At 40.0% G+C, this 16728-nt stretch carries 12 protein-coding genes; 7 read left to right on the forward strand and 5 right to left on the reverse strand.

Annotation, left to right across the window (positions count from 1 at the left end):
• Positions 1 to 6: 6 nt before the first annotated feature.
• The 3 genes from AB5935_RS11640 to AB5935_RS11650 all read left to right on the forward strand — a co-directional run bounded on the left by AB5935_RS11640 (position 7) and on the right by AB5935_RS11650 (position 6141).
• On the forward strand, positions 7 to 1422 hold the full coding sequence (locus AB5935_RS11640; protein ID WP_007831598.1) for a glycoside hydrolase family 105 protein: 1416 nt from the start codon (positions 7 to 9) through the stop codon (positions 1420 to 1422).
• 36 nt (positions 1423 to 1458) lie between these two features.
• Positions 1459 to 1773: an L-rhamnose mutarotase gene (gene rhaM / locus AB5935_RS11645; RefSeq protein WP_007831600.1), complete on the forward strand. Its 315-nt coding sequence runs from the start codon at positions 1459 to 1461 to the stop codon at positions 1771 to 1773.
• A gap of 81 nt (positions 1774 to 1854) precedes the next feature.
• Positions 1855 to 6141, forward strand: a complete 4287-nt coding sequence (locus AB5935_RS11650; RefSeq protein WP_032933340.1) for a two-component regulator propeller domain-containing protein — start codon at positions 1855 to 1857, stop codon at positions 6139 to 6141.
• 87 nt (positions 6142 to 6228) lie between these two features.
• Here the strand turns inward: AB5935_RS11650 and AB5935_RS11655 are convergent, their stop codons facing one another.
• On the reverse strand, positions 6229 to 6447 hold the full coding sequence (locus AB5935_RS11655; RefSeq protein ID WP_007831604.1) for a hypothetical protein: 219 nt from the start codon (positions 6445 to 6447) through the stop codon (positions 6229 to 6231).
• Between the two features lie 153 nt (positions 6448 to 6600).
• Positions 6601 to 6954 (reverse strand): 50S ribosomal protein L19, encoded by a 354-nt coding sequence (rplS, locus tag AB5935_RS11660; protein ID WP_005841919.1) that lies wholly within the window; start codon positions 6952 to 6954, stop codon positions 6601 to 6603.
• Between the two features lie 198 nt (positions 6955 to 7152).
• Here rplS and AB5935_RS11665 point away from each other — a divergent pair, with 198 nt between their 5' ends.
• The 4 genes from AB5935_RS11665 to AB5935_RS11680 all read left to right on the forward strand — a co-directional run bounded on the left by AB5935_RS11665 (position 7153) and on the right by AB5935_RS11680 (position 12095).
• Positions 7153 to 7932 (forward strand): 5'-nucleotidase C-terminal domain-containing protein, encoded by a 780-nt coding sequence (locus tag AB5935_RS11665; RefSeq protein WP_007839506.1) that lies wholly within the window; start codon positions 7153 to 7155, stop codon positions 7930 to 7932.
• Between the two features lie 11 nt (positions 7933 to 7943).
• The gene (locus AB5935_RS11670) at positions 7944 to 8786 is read left to right on the forward strand and encodes a bifunctional metallophosphatase/5'-nucleotidase (RefSeq protein WP_007839508.1); all 843 of its coding nucleotides are present in this window, start codon (positions 7944 to 7946) and stop codon (positions 8784 to 8786) included.
• Between the two features lie 45 nt (positions 8787 to 8831).
• Complete coding sequence (locus AB5935_RS11675; RefSeq protein WP_007839511.1) at positions 8832 to 11810, forward strand: glycoside hydrolase family 3 N-terminal domain-containing protein; 2979 nt, start codon at positions 8832 to 8834, stop codon at positions 11808 to 11810.
• A 117-nt stretch (positions 11811 to 11927) separates the two neighbouring features.
• Positions 11928 to 12095, forward strand: coding sequence for a 4Fe-4S binding protein (locus tag AB5935_RS11680; protein WP_005841910.1), 168 nt, complete (start codon positions 11928 to 11930; stop codon positions 12093 to 12095).
• A gap of 177 nt (positions 12096 to 12272) precedes the next feature.
• Here AB5935_RS11680 and AB5935_RS11685 read toward each other — a convergent pair whose 3' ends face one another.
• From AB5935_RS11685 to AB5935_RS11695, 3 genes are all read right to left on the reverse strand, one after another.
• Positions 12273 to 13466, reverse strand: coding sequence for a pyridoxal phosphate-dependent aminotransferase (locus AB5935_RS11685; RefSeq protein WP_038610849.1), 1194 nt, complete (start codon positions 13464 to 13466; stop codon positions 12273 to 12275).
• 124 nt (positions 13467 to 13590) lie between these two features.
• The gene (locus AB5935_RS11690) at positions 13591 to 14805 is read right to left on the reverse strand and encodes a bifunctional 3,4-dihydroxy-2-butanone-4-phosphate synthase/GTP cyclohydrolase II (protein WP_007831619.1); all 1215 of its coding nucleotides are present in this window, start codon (positions 14803 to 14805) and stop codon (positions 13591 to 13593) included.
• 2 nt (positions 14806 to 14807) lie between these two features.
• Entirely contained in the window at positions 14808 to 16706 is a 1899-nt protein-coding gene (locus AB5935_RS11695; RefSeq protein WP_007831621.1) for an LptF/LptG family permease, read from the reverse strand.
• Between the last annotated feature and the right edge of the window lie 22 nt (positions 16707 to 16728).

Consider the following 16728-nt stretch of genomic DNA (forward strand, 5'->3'; position numbering starts at 1 on the left):
TATACCATGAATCTGAAAACATTAAGTATGATGGGCGCTCTGTTGCTGCTGGCAGGAACGGGTGCGAATGCGCAAAAGAAGAAAGAAGTACTGAATGATTCGAATACGCCGTTACACTTGTTGCAACCTGCATACAAAGTGCCTTACGGTATGCTCACTACAGAGGAGATAAAGGCCGATATGGATCGTGTCCTTCGTTATTTGGAAAAGAATACTCCGACTCGTGTCGTTGATAAGAATACAGGTAAGGTTATTACGGATTATGCCAATATGACGGCTGATGCACAGCTGGAACGAGGTGCTTTCCGTCTGGCAAGTTATGAATGGGGGGTGACTTATTCAGCTATGTTGGCTGCTGCTGAGGCTACAGGGGATCAGGCTTATTATAAATATGTAACAGATCGTTTTCAGTTTCTGGCCGAGGTTGCTCCACACTTCCGTAAAGTATTGGAAAAGTATGGAACTGTAGATCCGCAGATGAAACAAATTTTGACTCCTCATGCATTGGATGATGCCGGGGCGGTGTGCGCGGCTATGGTCAAGGTGCAGATGAAGAAAAATTCACCGGAACTTAAGCCGTTGATTGATAATTATATGGATTTTATTGTGAATAAGGAGTATCGTCTTGCTGATGGAACATTTGCCCGTACCCGTCCACAACATAATACGTTATGGTTGGACGATATGTTTATGGGTATTCCACCGATAGCTTGGTATTCGTGTATCGCAGGTGATAAACAACAGGCCTATTTGAGCGAAGCTGTACGTCAGATATTTCAATTTGCAGACCGTATGTGGGTTCCCGAGAAGAAACTTTTCCGTCATGGATGGGTGGAAGGTATGCAGGATCATCCTGCTTTCCATTGGGGACGTGCCAATGGTTGGGCGTTGTTGACTATGTGTGAGGTATTGGATGTGTTGCCGGAGGATTATCCTCAGCGCGATAAAATTCTAGATCTGTTCCGTACTCATGTACGTGGTCTTGCTGCATGTCAAAGTGGTGAAGGTTTCTGGCATCAGTTGCTGGATCGTAATGATTCTTATCTGGAAACTTCAGCCACGGCTATTTATGTATATTGCTTTGCCCATGCTATCAATAAAGGATGGATTGACGCTATGGCATACGGACCGGTGGCACAGTTGGGATGGCATGCCGTAACGACTCAAATCAATGCGGAAGGTCAAGTAGACGGAACTTGTGTAGGAACAGGTATGGCTTTTGATCCGGCTTTTTATTATTATCGTCCGGTCAATGTATATGCTGCCCACGGTTATGGCCCGGTACTTTGGGCGGGTGCTGAGATGATTAATATGCTGAACAAACAACATCCTAAAATGAATGACAGCGCCGTGCAATATTACCGTACGGAACAAAAGACTTCAGAACCTATTTTCCATGTAATGGATGGTGGAGCTAAATAAGAAAAAAACAGAACTTAAAAAAAGGAGGAAAATACCATGAAACGTGAAGCTTTTAAGATGTTCTTGAAGCCGGGCTTTGAGAAAGAGTACGAAAAAAGACATGCGGCTATTTGGCCGGAATTGAAGAAAATGTTATCTGATGGAGGAGTATATGATTACTCCATTTATTGGGATAAGGATACTAATATTCTGTTTGCCTGTCAGAAGACAAAAGGAGATGAGTCTTCGCAAGATATGGGGGCCAATCCCATTGTACAGAAATGGTGGGATTATATGGCGGATATCATGGAAGTAAATCCGGATAATTCTCCGGTAACCATCCCGCTGCCTGAAGTCTTCCACATGGACTAAGATAAAAAAGAGTGTATCGATTCATTTTGATACACTCTTTTTTTATACCTTTGCAGGCACAACAACACTATGATGAATGATATGAAAAAACACATCTATACTTTATGGGCATTCTTTATTCTTTTCAGTCAGAGTATTGCCGCATCAGTCGAGGTGCGTTCTACTCATATGACTACGGGAGATGGAGTCGCCAATAACTCAATTCGATATATATATCAGGATAGCAAAGGCTTTATCTGGATGGGAACGTTGAATGGGCTTAGTCGTTATGACGGGAATTCGTTTGTGACTTTTCGTCCTGAGGGTGGAAATAAAATTTCGTTGATAGACCATCGGATTCGCGATTTGGAAGAAGATAAAAATGGTTTCTTGTGGATTGCGACTTCTGCCGAGTTGTTTAGTTGTTATGATCTGAAGAAAGATTGCTTTGTTGATTTTACCGGTTGTGGGGAATATAAACAACTGTATAGCTATAAGATGACTGACCGTGAAGGTAATGTCTGGTTATGGCAGGATGGAAACGGGTGTCGTAAAGTGACTTATATGAATGGTGGGTTTACATCTATAGTTTTCAAGAAAGAAAATAATAATCTCCCTTCTAATAATGTTACTTATATATCTGAGGATGAACAAGGAAGAATATGGATTGGTAGCCATGACGGTATAGCTCAAGTGGTAGAGGACAAGGCAGTATTGGTGGAAGAAAATCATGATGCTTCCAAGATGATGTCTTTTGGTAAAGATGTTTTTTTTCTTTCGGGAACAGGAACAATTTCGTTGAAGAGAGAAGGAGAGGATAGCCGTATTGTTACTCGTTTAGGTGAAGGTAGTAAAGTATATAGTACCATGCGCTTGCAAAACGATTGGATTGTTTTTACGGAAGATGGCAGTTATGTCTTCAATTTGAAAACTCATCAGGTAAGTTTGGATACGGAACTGAATATAAAAAAAGGACAAGTTCAGATTGACAACCGGGGGAATTTTTGGATTTATAATCATACGGGTAAGGTATGGTATGTCAATGCCAAGACCAGATTTGTCAAGTCTTTCCAACTGATTCCGGCTGATAAAGTAAATTATATAGATGAGGAACGTTACCACATAGTTCATGATTCTCGTGATATAGTTTGGATTTCCACTTATGGTAACGGTTTGTTTGCTTATGATTTGGCAACTGATGAATTGCAGCATTTCGAATCCAATATTAATGGATTCAGTCATATCACTTCAAATTTTTTGCAATATATTATGGAGGATCGTGCCGGTGGTATTTGGGTTAGTTCGGAATATACGGGTATTTCTCGTCTTTCGGTCTTGAATGAAGGAGCTGAGCGTATTTTTCCTGAAGATGAAACTTTATCAGACCGTTCAAATACCGTGCGTATGATCAACCGTATGCCTGATGATAAGATTTGGTTGGGTACCCGTCGTGGAGGATTGTATATTTATGACCCTCATTTGAAAACTATAGAGAGCAGTCGTTATTTTGATTCTAATATTTATGCTGTTGAGGAAGGGGCTGATGGTAGTATTTGGTTGGGGAGCCGTGGAAACGGATTGAGTATTGACGGAAGATGGTACACTTATCACTCGGATGATCCTCTGTCTATTGGAAATAATAATATCTTTACTCTTTACCGGGACCGAAAGAATAGAATGTGGATAGGCACTTTTGGCGGTGGATTGAATTTGGCGGTTAAGGAAAAGGATAGGTATGTATTCAAGCGGTTTTTGAACAATTTTTATAGCCAGCGTCAGATTCGTGTGATACAGGAAGACAATAATGGATGGATATGGGTGGGTACTAGTGCTGGGGTTTACATATTTAATCCTGATTCGTTAATGAATGATCCGGATAACTATATTACTTATAATTATAATAACGGTAAGTTACGTAGTAATGAAATAAAGTGTATCCATCAAGATAGTAAGGGTCGGATATGGGTTGGTACTTCAGGAAAAGGATTCAGTATGTGCATGCCAGAAGGTGATTACAGAAACTTGACTTTTGAGCATTATGATGGAAGTGATGGGTTGGTAAATAGTATGGTGCAATCTATTGTTGAAGACAGGGAGGGCAAACTTTGGGTTGCGACGGAATATGGTATTTCTCGTTTTGATCCGGATACGCATGCTTTTGAAAATTTCTTTTTTTCAGCATATGCGTTGGGGAATGTTTATAGTGAGAACAGTGGTTGTGTGAGTAAGGATGGTAAACTGATGTTTGGTTCTAATTATGGATTAGTTGTTATCACTCCCGGCAAAATTGTGAATAATTCTACTGTAACTCCTATGGCAGCTTTTACCAATCTTCGAATTAATGGTATTGCTATGCGCCCAGGCGATGTGGATTCTCCGTTAGACCGTTCGTTGATTTATACAGATGAAATTGAGTTGAAATATTTCCAAAATTCTTTTGTCATAGATTTCTCTACATTTGATTATTCCGGAACGAATAGTACTAAATATACGTATCGGTTAGATAATTATGATAAGGAGTGGAGTATACCGTCTTCGTTGAATTTTGCAGCTTATAAGAACCTGGTACCCGGTACTTATAAATTGCGGGTGAAAGCTTGCAATGGGGTAGGTGTGTGGGGAGATAAAGAAACGATTTTGAAGATTATCGTTGTTCCTCCTTTTTGGAAAACTACTTGGGCTTTCTTTATTTATGCTATTTTGATAGGGGGGGCGTTATACATCACTTTCAGACTAATGCGTGACTTTAATACTTTGCGTAATCGTATACAGGTGGAGAAACAGCTGACAGAGTATAAATTAGTTTTTTTCACGAATATCTCTCATGAGTTCCGTACTCCCTTGACTTTGATACAAGGAGCATTGGAGAAGATACAGCGTGGTGGTAAAATCCCTAAAGAAATGGCTTATTCATTGAAGGTCATGGATAAAAGTACCCAGCGTATGTTGCGTCTTATCAATCAGTTGCTGGAATTCCGTAAGATGCAGAATAATAAACTGGCCCTTTCTTTAGAGGAAACGGATGTCATGGCTTTCTTGTATGAAATTTTTCTGAGTTTCAATGATGCTGCTGAGTCTAAGAATATGGATTTCAAGTTTTTGCCATCTGTAGCCTCTTATAAGATGTTTATCGATAAGGGTTATTTGGATAAAGTGACTTATAATTTATTGTCTAATGCTTTCAAATATACGCCCAGTGGTGGAAAAGTGACTTTTTCTGTGACGGTAGATGAAGCAAGGAAACTGTTGGTCATATCGGTAGCCGATTCCGGTGTAGGCATTCCTAAAGAGAAGCGTAATGAGTTATTTAAGCGTTTTATGCAAAGTAGTTTTTCGGGTAGTAGTGTCGGAGTCGGCCTGCATTTGACACATGAACTGGTGTGTGTGCATAAAGGTACGATAGTGTATACTGAAAATGAAGGTGGTGGGTCTATATTTACAGTCAGTTTGCCTACTGATATTTCTGTTTATGAGGAAAAAGATTTCCTGATTCCCCATAATGTGTTGCTGGAAGAGGAGGAAGTACATCATGCGGCTGTTCTTGCAGGAGAAATATCGGCGCAAGAAGGGGAAGTGGAACTTCCATCTGCACCACTTAATAAGCGGAAAGTACTTATTATAGAAGATGATAACGATGTACGTGAGTTTTTGAAAGAAGAAGTGGGACAATATTTTGAAGTTGTGGCCGAGGCGGATGGTCCGTCTGGATTGGAACGTGCACGTACGTATGATGCTGATTTGATAATCTGTGATGTGTTGATGCCGGGGATGACAGGGTTTGAGGTAACCCGAAAATTGAAAAATGATTTTGATACAAGTCATATACCTATTATTTTATTGACAGCTATGAGTTCTGCCGAAAGTCATTTGGAAGGTGTGGAAAGTGGTGCGGATGCATATATTACTAAGCCTTTTAGCCCGAAACTACTGTTGGCACGCGCTTTCAAACTAATAGAGCAACGTGAGAAATTACGTGAGAAGTTTTCGAATGATCCGAATATGGTACGACCGGCTATTTGTACCTCTGATAAGGATAAAGAATTTGCTGACAGATTACAGGTGGTTATGGAACAACAGATTGGTAATGCTCAGTTTACGATTGATGAGTTTGCTTCGATGATGGGATTGGGACGAACCGTTTTTTATCGTAAGATACGTGGGGTGACGGGATATTCACCCAATGAATATATTCGGATTATTCGTATGAAGAAGGCGGCAGAACTGTTGTTGGAAAATCGTTATACGGTAGCTGAAGTTTCTTATAAAGTAGGTATTAATGATCCGTTCTATTTTAGTAAATGTTTTAAGCAACAATTTGGTGTGGCACCTTCTGTTTATTTGCGTGGAAAGGAAGAGTCCGGGATACAGGATACAGAAAATAAGGACTGATGAAAAACTTTTCTTAAATAAGAAGGTCAATCGAGAATAATATAGAATAGAATCGGTTGACCTTTTTGCTTTAATGGACTATATTATTTAGTATGGCTTGAGACTGATTTTAGTCAGTACTTTGCGACTTACAATATATAGTATCCATGTACAAGCAGAAGCGGTAAGTAATGCTGCTATTTGTCGAGTGGTGTCAGATATATCTAGAGGCAGAGACGCTCCAAGCCACCAACCTGCCAAGGCTGCGGTAACAGTAAGTAAGGCCATAATGATGCTTACTCCTAAAATGAACATTATTCTTTTCATAAATGGTTTAAGTTTGATTCAATATTAAATAAATGCTATTTCAAGTCAGTTTGTTCATGATTATATAAAAAATCGTGAGTAAAAGGGATGTAAATTAAAAAAGGAGTATCCTCTGGAAGAGGATACTCCTTTTTTATGTAGGAATGATAAATCTTACTGATTAACTCTTTTTTCCTGAATTCTAGCTTTCTTGCCAGTAAGAGCACGTAAATAGTACAATTTAGCACGACGAACTTTACCAACTTTGTTAACAGTGATACTGTCGATAGCCGGAGATTCGATAGGGAAAATACGTTCAACACCTACAGTACCAGACATTTTACGAACGGTGAAACGTTTTTTGTCACCATGTCCAGCGATTTTGATAACAACACCACGGTACAACTGTACACGTTCCTTGCTACCTTCAACGATACGGTATGCCACTGTAATAGTATCACCAGCTTTGAATGAAGGATGCTGTTTGCCAGTAGCAAATGCTTCTTCAGCAATTTTAATTAAATCCATTTTTTTTGATTTTAAATTGTTTATCGTTACCAACGCAACATATCAAGTAACTCTTCTTTGACAGCGATTGCGCGAAAGCGGTGCAAAATTACTAGATTTTTGTCATACAGCCAAATTAAATTCAACTATTTTTTCATCTGATATCGTTGGTTGCAACTTCTTTTTTAACTACATTTGGGCAATAAACAACTAATAAACATGAAACCAAACCGAATTATGTGTATGATTCCGGCAGGAATAGCAGCCGGGATTTTTATGTTTTCAAGCTGTCACTCAGGGTATTCACTGGCATCAGTTGAGGGAAACAGGATAGAAGTGACAGCAGCTTTGGATGCTAACCCGGATTCCACTGCAATCGCTATTTTGACTCCGTATCAAAAAACGGTTGATAGTATTATGTCACCAGTCATAGGACAAAGCGCTCGTTTTATGGATCGCTTTCGTCCTGAAAGTGAGTTATCCAACTTGGTAGCGGATATTTTACGTTGTTCTGCTTCTGCATATATAGGCCGCATAGCCGACGTGGGGGTGACGAATATGGGCGGACTACGTACGGCTTTGCCCGAGGGGGATATAACTTACGGTAATATTTATGAAATAACTCCCTTTGAAAATACATTGTGCATTGTTACTATGAATGGTTCTTTGCTGCGCGAACTTTTTGAAAATATAGCAGCTGTGCATGGTGAGGGATTAAGTGGTGCTTGCCTTGAAATTTCTGGAGATGGAAAATTATTGGATGCTACAGTAGCCGGAAAAGAAATTGAAGACTCCAAAGAGTATAAAGTGGCTACCTTGGATTATTTGGCTGAGGGAAATGACCATATGACTGCTTTTGCTAAAGTAGGCGATGCGGATAAATTGCTGCCTGAAAAGGCCACAGTGCGTCAGTTGTTTCTGAACTATGTGAATGAGCAGACTAAAGCAGGGAAGAAAATAGACTCAAAGATAGAAGGAAGAATTACCGTTAAAGAATAAACAGAACCGTCATGAAACGAATATATGTATTATTTACTGCTCTGTGTGTATGTTGTGTGCTGGCAGCACAGGATATCAAAGAACTTTTGATACTTCATACTAATGATACCCATAGCCGTGTGGAACCTATTTCCATTACTGACCCGAATCCGGAGTTTGCAGGAAAAGCGGGCTTTGTACGTCGTGTTACCTTAATCAAAGAAATGCGGAAACAGAACAAGGATTTGTTATTGTTCGATTGTGGTGACTTTTCACAAGGTTCTCCTTTTTATAATATGTTTGGTGGTGAGGTTGAAGTGAAGCTGATGAATGAAATGGGATATGATGCCGGGACTATTGGAAATCATGAATTTGATTTTGGTTTGGATAATATGGCACGTCTTTTTAAAATGGCGGATTTTCCTATTGTTTGTGCTAATTATGGTGTACAGGGAACTGTTTTGGAGGGTCTTGTCAAACCGTATGTTATTTTGGAACGTAAGGGGGTAAAGGTAGGCGTGTTCGGACTGAGTCCTGCGTTGGAGGGATTAGTACAGGCAAAAAACTGTGAAGGAGTGGTTTTTGAAAATCCAATAGAGGCCGCCCAGCGTGTGGCAGATATATTGAAGAATCGGGAAAAATGTGATTTGGTGGTTTGTTTGTCTCATTTAGGATGGCAAGGAAAACCTTATTCTGATGAAACTTTGATTCCTAATACTCGTAATATTGATATTGTCTTGGGAGGTCATTCGCATTCTTATTTTGATAAGACTTTGTTTTATAAGAATTTGGATGGCAAAGAGATTCCATTGCAACAAATGGGAAAAAATGCTGTTTATGTAGGAGAAATGAAAGTAAGGATGGAAAAGAACTGATAGTTGCTGTTGTATAGGGAAATCTGATATAATTGAGTAAGTTAGATGAGGAGAAACATATTGTTATTTATAAGTTTATGTGTTGTCGGATGTGCGATGATGTATGCACAGCAGATGCCTGGGCTGTTACAAAAGGGGAAGGCGGACACTCAGGATTGTAAGGCGTGGGTGGATGAACAGCTTTCTGAAATGAGTTTGAAGGAAAAGATAGGACAACTGTTTATACACACAGTGGCTCCTCTTCAGACACAACGAAATAAAAACAATATATATGCAGCTATAAAAGAATATAAAGTAGGAGGATTACTTTTTTCGAGTGGCCAGTTGTCTAATCAAGTTTTATTAACTAATTATGCGCAGAGTCTGGCAGAAGTACCTTTGTTCATTACTTTTGATGGTGAATGGGGGCTGGCTATGCGTTTGAAAGGAACTCCTCGTTTTCCAAGAAACAGAGTTTTGGGATGTATACAGGATAATGAACTGCTTTATGAATATGGTAAGGAAGTAGCTCGCCAATGTAAGGAGATAGGTGTGCAGATCAATTTTGCTCCGGTGGCTGATGTGGATGTTAATCCTCGGAATCCGGTTATTAATACCCGTTCTTTTGGTGGTGATCCTCGGAATGTGGCTCAAAAAGTGGTGGCTTATGCTCGTGGTTTGGAGGATGGAGGGGTATTGTCTGTCTGTAAACATTTTCCGGGGCATGGAGATACGGAAGTGGATTCTCATAAGGCGTTACCGGTTTTGAATTTTGATCGTGCGCGTTTGGACAGCATTGAACTTTTTCCGTTTAAAGAGGCTGTTAAAGCAGGACTGGGAGGTATGATGGTAGGGCATTTGGAGGTACCTGAATTGGGTAAAAATCCGGCTTCGATTTCTTCACATATTATTTATAATTTACTTTGTCGGGAATTGGGCTTTCAAGGTTTGGTTTTTACAGATGCTTTGGAGATGAAAGGTATTTCGCAAAATGAGAATATATGCGCTCAAGCCTTGATAGCAGGCAATGATTTATTATTGGCTCCCCGTAATTTGAAGAGAGAATTGGATGGTGTTTTAAATGCTGTAAAAAGTGGAAAACTATCAGAAGAATTGATTACGGAAAAATGTCGTAAAGTATTGACTTATAAATATGTTTTAGGGTTGAAGAATAAACCTCACGTCCAACTTTCCGGGCTGGAGAAACGATTGAATCGCCCGGAAACGAAGGAGTTGATTCTCCGCTTGCAGAAAGCTGCTATAACGGTTCCTGCTAATGTAAGTGGAATCTTGCCTTTGGATTCAAAATTGAAGGGTACGGTGGTTCTGAATATTGGGAAAACTCCCGGTGCAGGGCTTGATTTTTATAATCGTTTGCAAAATACACTCTCTCTCACACGCGTTGTTGCTCGTCCGGATTCGATGGAAGCTATTAGAAAACGATTGTTGGGTAGTCAGCGTGTAATTGTGGTGGTTACTTCGGATGATTACAAAAAGTATAAAACAATGCTTGATTCGCTTCCGGCTGATTTGCCTGTTGTTTATGTGTTTCTGATGCCATTAAAGTCTATGTTGGATATGGAGGGCTACTGGAAGAAAGCGGCGGCTGTAGTATTGGGGCATAGTGATGAATCTGTTATTCAGGAGTATGTGGCTGATGTCTTGGTAGGAAAGGCGGTGGCAGACGGGCGTTTGTCCGTGGCTGTCGCCGATTTGTTCAAACCGGGTGATGGAGTGACTATAACTCCTAAAGTGCCTCGTATTTATAGACCTGAGGATTATGGTATGGACTCCAAAATACTGGAAAAGATAGACGGGATAGCTATGGAAGGAATCAAAGCGAAAGCTTATCCTGGTTGTCAGATTCTAATTTTAAAAGATGGGAAACCAGTATATGATAAGTCTTTCGGTACTTTCACTTATGAAAGTGACCAAAAGGTGGAAAAGGATGATTTGTATGACTTGGCTTCGTTGACCAAGACCACGGCGACGCTGTTGGCTGTTATGAAACTTTACGATGAAGGTAAATTTGGTTTGACCGATCGCATATCCCAATACATTCCAGCTTTAAAAGGCACGGATAAGGAGCGGGTCACTATAGAGGAGTTGCTTTTACACCAGTCGGGCATTCCCGCTTTTTGGCCTTTTTATAAGGAGGCTATAGATAAAGACAGTTATAAGGGGACTTTTTACAAAGCAAGACCGGACGCTAGTCATCATACGCAAATAGATGTACGGCTGTATGTCACTGATAAGTTCGATTATAGAAAAGAGTTGATGGCAAAATCTTTCTCTGCCGATTATCCTTTACAGGTAGCTGACAGTATGTTTCTTCATCGTTCTTTTCGTGATTCCATTATAGCACAAATAGGACGTATTCCATTAAAAGACAGGAGATATCGTTACAGTTGCCTGAACTTTATGTTATTGAAGGAAATGGTAGAGAATATCAGTAAAATGCCTATGAATCTTTTTTTAGATAAAGAATTCTATAAACCGATGGAGATGAACCGTACGGCTTATTTGCCGCTTCGACAGTTTAAAAAGGAGGAAATTGTTCCTACAGTGAAAGCGGATTATTTGCGTAAAGGAAAAGTGTTGCAAGGTTATGTACACGATGAATCAGCTGCTTTCATGGGAGGGGTGTCAGGAAATGCCGGTTTATTTTCTACGGCTCGTGATGTGGCAAAAGTGTATCAGTTATTGATTGATGGAGGAGTTTATAATGGAAAGCGTTATCTGAGTAGGGAAACTTGTGATTTATTTCTAACCCATACTTCGAAGATCAGTAGGAGAGGATTGGGATTCGACAAACCGGATGTGAATAATAGTGTGAAAAGTCCGTGTACGGAAGAAGCGCCTGAAGAGGTGGTAGGACATACTGGTTTTACCGGAACTTGCGCTTGGGCAGATCCGAAAAATCATTTGGTTTTTGTTTTTCTGAGTAATCGGATTTATCCGCGTCCTTTTGACCATAAACAGTTGATGCGGTTAAATATCCGTCCTCGTATGCAACAGGTTATGTATCAGGCTTTGATGAAATAACCGTATTTAGATTAAATACAAATTAGCGCATTTTTGTAATCTCTATGTGACAACTAATAGAGAAAAGCTGTATATTTGCTCCATCAATTAGTACTAATAATTTAATAATTAACGAAAATGGCTTACGTAATTAGTGACGATTGTATCGCTTGCGGTACTTGTATCGATGAATGCCCGGTAGAAGCAATTTCTGAAGGTGATAAGTATTCTATCAATCCGGATCTGTGTACAGAGTGCGGAACTTGTGCTGATGCTTGTCCTTCTGAAGCTATTCATCTTGGCTAAGCAATACAATTTTGTTCTTTAAAGTTAATAACGATCGTTTCCGTTGATGGAAACGGTCGTTTTTTTGTTTTTCTTAAAGCTTTGTGTTGATTACAAGCTCGTATGTCTACTTTATGAATAAAAAAACAGGCACCACAGAAAAAAACGGATGCCTGTTCTTTTTAAAGAAAGAATATTTTATTTTAATAGGGCTAATGCTTCTTTGATGCGGCGCATAGCTTCTATAATATTCTCATCGGAAGTTGCATAACTCATACGGATGCATTCGGGGGAACCGAATGAAGTACCACCTACACATGCCACATGACCTACTTCAAGTAGATACATTGCCAAATCGTCAGCGTTATTGATATTGCGGTCACCTGCTGATTTGCCAAAAAAAGAATCACATTTCGGAAATAAATAGAATGCTCCTTGAGGATTGTTTACTTCAAATCCTGGAATTTCTTTTGCTAATTTTACAATAAGGTCACGGCGGCGCTGGAATGCCTGACGCATTTCTTCTACGGGAGTTTGAGTGCCTGTATAGGCAGCTTCGGCAGCTTTCTGAGAAACAGAGCACGGACCTGAGGTATATTGTCCTTGTAGCTTATTTACAGCTTTTACAATCCATTCCGGACCGGCAATGAACCCGATTCTCCATCCTGTCATAGCATATGCTTTTGAAACTCCGTTTACAATAATTACATTGTCATGAATCTCGGGGAATTGGGCAATGCTTTCATGTTTGCCACTGTATGTGATATGTTCGTAAATCTCATCGGCTATAACATATACTTGCGGGTGCTTTGTCAAAACAGCGGCCAAGCCAGCCAACTCTTCCTTGGTATAAACAGAACCGGTGGGATTTGACGGTGAGCAAAGAATCAATGCTTTGGTCTTGGGAGTAATCGCTACTTCTAGTTGTGCAGGGGTAATCTTGAAATCCTGATCAATACCGGCAGTAATAATAACAGGAGTACCGTCAGCTAATTTTACCATTTCAGGATAGCTTACCCAATAGGGAGCCGGGACTATTACTTCGTCACCGTTGTTAACTAGAGCCATAATCGTATTACAAACAGATTGTTTGGCACCGTTTGCACAGGAGATTTGTGCAGCTGTATAGTTTAATCCGTTTTCATTCTTCAGTTTGGCTACGATTGCATTGCGAAGTGCAGGATATCCTGGAACTGGAGAATATCTGGAAAAGTTATCATCTACTGCTTTTTTTGCTGCTTCTTTGATGTGGTCCGGGGTATTGAAGTCCGGTTCACCCACGCTTAAATTAATGACATCAACTCCTTGGGCTTTTAGCTCATTACTTTTTTGGGACATGGCCAATGTTGCTGAAGGAGACAAACGATTCAAACGATCTGATAATTGATTCATTGCTATTATTTTTAATGTGTTTAAGTTTACTTGCTGCAAAATAAAGGATAATATCTCAATTATGAAAGTAAAACAGACGAAATCGCATGAAAAATGATGTGATTTCGTCTGAGTTATAGCTTTTTTATTTGTTAAAGTGCAATGTATGTCCCATTCTGTCTTTTTTGGTTTTTAAATAACGCTCGTTATATTTGTTAGGCGTGATTTCAATAGGAACGTTTTCAACTATGGACAAACCGTATGATTCCAATCCTACACGTTTGACAGGGTTATTTGTCAGCAAACGCATTTGGGTGACGCCTATACTGCGTAGTATCTGTGCTCCGACTCCATAATCACGTTCATCTGCCTGATGTCCTAAAAGGATATTAGCTTCTACAGTATCCACACCATTTTCTTGCAATTTGTAGGCTTTCATTTTTTCCATTAGTCCTATGCCTCTTCCTTCTTGGTTTAAATAAACAACAGCGCCTTTTCCTTCTTTTTCGATCATTTGCAATGCTTTGTGCAGTTGTTCTCCACAGTCACAACGCATGGATCCGAAAATATCACCGGTGGCGCAAGAAGAATGCACGCGTACCAAAACGGGTTCTCCTTCTTTTATGTCACCTTTTATAATAGCGATATGTTCTAAACCATTACTTTTCTGGCGGAAAGGTATCAGACGGAAATGGCCGTATTCAGTCGGCATGTCCACTTCCACCCCTTTTTCTACTAATGACTCTTGCTTTAGACGATAGGCGATCAAGTCACGGATTGAAATTAGTTTCAGCCCCCATTCATCGGCCATTTTTCTTAGTTCGGGCAGACGAGCCATGGTTCCATCCTCACTCATGATTTCCATTAATGCGGCAGCAGGGTAGAGTCCTGCTAGCCGTGCCATGTCTATACAGGCTTCTGTATGACCGGCACGTCTCAGTACGCCTTTGTCTTGTGCATATAATGGATTGACATGCCCCGGACGTCCGAATGTTTCGGGAGTGGAGGTGGGGTCGGCAAGAGCACGGATAGTGGCGGCCCGGTCGTAGATAGAAACTCCGGTACTGCAACCTTCCAGCTTATCCACAGTTACAGTGAAAGGAGTACCTAGAACTGACGTGTTTGTATCTACTTGATGAGGTAATTCCAATTCCTTGCAACGAGAAATAGTGATAGGTACACAAAGTACGCCACGCGCATGTTTCAGCATGAAATTGACTTGTTCGGGAGTAATTTTTTCCGCAGCAACAATTAAATCGCCTTCATTTTCACGGTCTTCGTCGTCCACTACAATGACAAACTTACCTTCACGGAAGTCAGCTATCGCTTCTTCGATGGTATTTAGTTTTAATTCTTCCATAGTCAAATTATAAATGATTTATTGTTTATTCTTTCTTGAATTTCACGGTTGGTCTTGATTATGTTTTTTAAATCTTTATCCAGCCGGATACTGAACCGCCAAATGCGGAAATAGAAGAACAGGCCTATTGGTACAATGATTCCTGCGAGTAAATTCAGCCATTGGTTGTCAAACGGACTTTTGTGAGCTTTGGTGGACAAAATGGGATATCTATTTAAGTATTCCAGTAATACTCCATCTTTGCTGTTGGATAATTCTTCTATGAGTAGTTCCATTTTGGCGCTGATATCGGCTATGATGTCATCATGTCCTTTGTTGGTGAAGATGCGGATATAATTAGGTGCGTCGGCCAGTCTATGCTTGATGGCATACTCGTTACAGATGTTGCATAGTTTCTCCAGTTCTGTTTGTATGCGTGGATAGTCCGGATCTTCTATAATAACTTCTTTTTTGAATACATGGCGCGAGGGGCGCAGACCTAACAGCATACGGAAGAAATTGATATATACTTCGGCATTGAATACCACTGAGTCATTATTCGACTTATAAGTAAAGAAGGCTCCGATAGGTGCCAATACAATGGTACTCATCCAAACACCTAATACCATATTCATTTCACCGCTTTTTGCTACTCGGGTAGCCCCGGAATCAATGATATAATAGATTACGAAAATCAAGACGGATACCACTACGGGCATTCCTAAACCTCCTTTGCGGATGATGGCTCCCAAAGGCGCACCGATGAAAAAGAAAATCAAACAACTTATAGAGAGGGTGATTTTTTTGTGCCAGTCGGCTTCGTGTTTTCGGATATTGTTGTCCGCATCTGTAGTTTGATAACTTTTCATGTTCCATTCACTGGCCAGTGACTCGGTGCGATCCGCCGCACTACCCAGTGTCTTATCTTTTTCAGCTAAAGTATAGGAATTGAATAGACTGTCTACATTGATTTTGCTGTTTGTTTCAACTATTTTTGCGGAGTCTGTTTTCGATAATATGATATTGCGATAAGTCGAGGCTTTTATTTCATTGTACATGCTTCTTCCCAAACTGTCGGCGCGGTGGCTCAGCGAGTCGATGGACTGGCTGATTTCAATCATATTCTTGCTGTCCGAACGGTCACTTAAAAAACTCCCATCTACCATGTTGAATCCGCCGTCAAATTCAATAATGGTATGTTTCTCTCTGAAGGTTTCACGTCGATAGGGGACATTATTGGATGAAATGGTCTGCGATTTCAGATTTTCGAACTGTTCTCCGTTATACAGATGTAGGTAAAGATGTTGTTTGTCTGCTGTCATCTCCATTTTTCCTTCGGAAGCCCATATAATGTGAGCGTTTTCAAACCCATCTGAAAAGTTGTAGATCAGTACATCTTTTAGCATTCCTGTTTCACGGTCTTTCTGTTTTACATATATATTATACCCCTCAATTTCGTCGTAAAATACACCTTCCGGAATATCCAGTTCTGGTGAAGTTTGCTTCATGGATACAAGTAAAGTAAGCAATTTGATCTGCGCTTTGGGGGCTATGACATTTTGAAAATAAAACGAGGTACAACACAGGAAAGTACAAAAAATAATCAGTGGACGTATGATCCTCAATAAGGGAATACCCGCTGCTTTCATAGACAGCAATTCATATCTTTCACCAAAGTTACCAAATGTCATTAAGGCGGCTAATAAAATTGCCAAAGGTAGGGACAAAGGTATTAAGGTCAGAGCAGAATAAAAGAAAAACTGTGCTAAAACACTCATCTCCAATCCTTTTCCGACCAACTCGTCTACATATCTCCATAAAAATTGCATCATGAAGATGAAGAGACAGATGAAAAAAGTACCTATAAAGAGCATCAAAAAGCTCTTTAGGATAAATATATCTAATTTTTTTATGCGTAGCATTATTTCATTTTGTGCAACTATC

Origin of the sequence: Phocaeicola sp. RTP21198st1_B8_RTP21198_201120, from assembly GCF_040929485.1 — a bacterium.
In the GTDB taxonomy this organism is placed as follows: Bacteria; Bacteroidota; Bacteroidia; order Bacteroidales; family Bacteroidaceae; genus Phocaeicola; species Phocaeicola dorei.

Coding starts and splice junctions, on each gene's coding strand:
- AB5935_RS11640 (WP_007831598.1), top strand. CDS start 7: ATGAATCTGAAAACATTAAGTATGATGGGCGCTCTGTTGCTGCTGGCA.
- rhaM (WP_007831600.1), top strand. CDS start 1,459: ATGAAACGTGAAGCTTTTAAGATGTTCTTGAAGCCGGGCTTTGAGAAA.
- AB5935_RS11650 (WP_032933340.1), top strand. CDS start 1,855: ATGAAAAAACACATCTATACTTTATGGGCATTCTTTATTCTTTTCAGT.
- AB5935_RS11655 (WP_007831604.1), bottom strand. CDS start 6,447: ATGAAAAGAATAATGTTCATTTTAGGAGTAAGCATCATTATGGCCTTA.
- rplS (WP_005841919.1), bottom strand. CDS start 6,954: ATGGATTTAATTAAAATTGCTGAAGAAGCATTTGCTACTGGCAAACAG.
- AB5935_RS11665 (WP_007839506.1), top strand. CDS start 7,153: ATGAAACCAAACCGAATTATGTGTATGATTCCGGCAGGAATAGCAGCC.
- AB5935_RS11670 (WP_007839508.1), top strand. CDS start 7,944: ATGAAACGAATATATGTATTATTTACTGCTCTGTGTGTATGTTGTGTG.
- AB5935_RS11675 (WP_007839511.1), top strand. CDS start 8,832: ATGAGGAGAAACATATTGTTATTTATAAGTTTATGTGTTGTCGGATGT.
- AB5935_RS11680 (WP_005841910.1), top strand. CDS start 11,928: ATGGCTTACGTAATTAGTGACGATTGTATCGCTTGCGGTACTTGTATC.
- AB5935_RS11685 (WP_038610849.1), bottom strand. CDS start 13,466: ATGAATCAATTATCAGATCGTTTGAATCGTTTGTCTCCTTCAGCAACA.
- AB5935_RS11690 (WP_007831619.1), bottom strand. CDS start 14,805: ATGGAAGAATTAAAACTAAATACCATCGAAGAAGCGATAGCTGACTTC.
- AB5935_RS11695 (WP_007831621.1), bottom strand. CDS start 16,706: ATGCTACGCATAAAAAAATTAGATATATTTATCCTAAAGAGCTTTTTG.